This is a genomic window from Chamaesiphon sp. VAR_48_metabat_403, from assembly GCF_031422475.1.
Lineage (GTDB): Bacteria > Cyanobacteriota > Cyanobacteriia > Cyanobacteriales > Chamaesiphonaceae > Chamaesiphon.
In genome coordinates this window covers 1-2214 of sequence record NZ_JANPLS010000274.1, presented here as the reverse complement: position 1 = coordinate 2214, position 2214 = coordinate 1, and the positions used below count along the sequence as shown (strand labels likewise).

3 protein-coding genes are annotated in these 2214 nt (G+C 43.8%); 1 reads left to right on the top strand and 2 read right to left on the bottom strand.

All coding sequences use genetic code 11. The features are described 5' to 3' along the window. A partial coding sequence (locus tag RMO79_RS12615; protein WP_310483515.1) for an ATP-binding protein occupies positions 1-813 on the top strand: 813 nt, incomplete at its 5' end. A 106-nt stretch (positions 814-919) separates the two neighbouring features. On the opposite strand, the gene RMO79_RS12610 is transcribed toward RMO79_RS12615, so the two are convergent. Both RMO79_RS12610 and RMO79_RS12605 read right to left on the bottom strand, forming a co-directional pair. After that, positions 920-1444 carry a DUF302 domain-containing protein gene (locus RMO79_RS12610; protein WP_310483514.1) on the bottom strand — a complete coding sequence of 175 codons (525 nt, stop codon included), beginning with the start codon at positions 1442-1444 and terminating at the stop codon, positions 920-922. Between the two features lie 21 nt (positions 1445-1465). Continuing rightward, positions 1466-2214, bottom strand: a 749-nt coding sequence (locus tag RMO79_RS12605) for a putative sulfate exporter family transporter (RefSeq protein ID WP_310483513.1), incomplete at its 5' end; no start/stop codon positions are given.

The following is a 2214-nucleotide window of genomic DNA, read 5'->3' as shown; positions in this document are numbered from 1 at the left end:
AATACCGTCCAATTTTTGGCAGTCTCACGCGATATTACCGAGCGCAAACAATTAGAGTTACTGACCAACAAACAAACCCAAGCTCTCCAAAATCTCAATTATTCGTTACTCTTGGCACAACAGCAGTTAAAAGACCGCAATCAGGAACTCGATGCCTTTGTGTACACTGTTTCTCACGATCTCAAAGCTCCGCTGCGATCGATCTCCAATTTATCAGAATGGATCGAAGAAGATCTCCAAGATCGACTTCAAGAAACCGAACGATCGCAATTTGCCCTCTTGCGCCAACGAGTCCACCGGATGGATGCGCTCATTTACGGACTATTGCAATATTCGCGAGTCGGCACCCAAGAATTGGAAATCGAACTCATCGATATTAACAAACTCGTCACCGAAACGCTCGATTCGCTCGATCCGCCTGCTAGTCTGACGATCGAAATCAACTCGCGACTCCCAACTTTAGCCACCAAGCGGATCTTACTAACTCAGATTTTCGCCAATCTCCTCAGCAATGCGATCGAGCATCGCGATCGATCTGACGGTCGAATCGCAGTCGGTGTCGAAGATCTGGGCGATTTTTATCGATTCTCGATCGCTGATGATGGCCCCGGCATTCCTTCGCGCGAAGACCGCCTGCGAATTTTTGATATGTTTCGGACGCTCAAACCCAGCATGTCTACTAAAAATACAGGCATCGGTCTGGCGTTAGTCAAAAAAATTGTCGAAGGCGAAGGCGGTCGCATCTGGGTCGCCGAAGATGCCGCTTCCGCACTGCTTTCAGGTGCCTGTTTTTATTTTACCTGGCCGAAGTGAGGCTTTAGGTATTAGGCTTTGGGCTTTAGGTATTAGGCTTTGGGCTTTAGGTATTAGGTATTAGGTGTGGGATTAGTCGATCGATTATTTGCCAATTTGAGCAGCCTCACATCGTAATAGCGGCGGCTAGAGCTTTCATTGCTTTGCTAGCGGCATCAATCTCGCGATCGCATTGTTTGAGTTGGTGGCGATCTTTGAGATACTGAGGGTCATTGTATCCAAACCAAACTTGTCCTTGAGCATCTTGCCATAGTAGTGCTTTCATCGGTAGATCGATTCCCACATTTTGATTGCACTGCATCAATGGTGTGCCAGTTTTAGCATTACCAAAAATGAATAATCGAGTCGGACGGAGTTCCAATTTAACTGATTTAGCATTCGCAGCATGGTCTATTTTCGCAACCAAAACTAAATTACGTTCTTTTAATAAACTTTCGATCCGAGCTGTTGTCTCTTCAATACTAAAATTACTTTTGAGCTGAATTAAGCCATTCGATCGATCGCCGGATATCATTGATTTTAATTGCTGTGACTGAGGGCGGGCGGTCACTTGTAAGGAACCAATCGATAGTAATAATAGTCCAGTTAGTCCTAATATTGAAAGTCTGATTAAGCGATCGAATATATTCATAGTGCTCCAATTTATATTTGATTAGTAAAATATTGTAATCATGCCTAAGCTTAATCCTGATATAAACAACCAGGAACAAGCACCTAAAAGAAGTGGCTTCAATCCAGTTTCTTTCATCTTAGAGATATTTGTTTCTAGTCCCATTGCAGCTAGTGAGATGGTCAGCAAGAATTGATTTCCTTGGGTGACTATTTCTTTGAGTGCAGGCGGAAATACTGAAAAGCTATTTAGGACGACTAGGATGATGAAGCCGAAAACAAACCACGGAATTGGCAATTTAACAGCTTTTTTTGATTCAGTTGCTTGACTGGCTGATAATGTTCCTAATCCTAATAACATTGGGATCAGAAATATCACTCGCGAAAGTTTAGAAATTGTGGCAATTTCACCACTCTCGCTGCCCTTTTGAGAAGCCGCCGCCACAACTTGAGCAACATCATGAATTGAGACTCCACACCATAGTCCAAATTCGCGGGGACTAGTTTGGAATAGCAGATCGAGTAATGGGTATAACAACATTGATATTGTCCCAAATAATGTGACGATCGTCACTGCATAAGCTACAGCTTCATCAGTAGCTCTAACCACACTATTTGTTGCCAACACCGCAGACGCGCCACAAATCGAGGTGCCTGCGGCGATTAATTGAGCTAACTTGCGATCGACTCCCAAATGCGCCCCAAACCAACAGGTAAACATAAATGCGCTAACTAGAGTAACTAGCACGATCGTTAATCCTGTTAAACCAACTGAAAATACTTGGACAAAGC

Excerpts from the sequence above, each read along its gene's own strand:
- RMO79_RS12610 (WP_310483514.1), bottom strand. The coding sequence starts at position 1,444 with ATGAATATATTCGATCGCTTAATCAGACTTTCAATATTAGGACTAACT.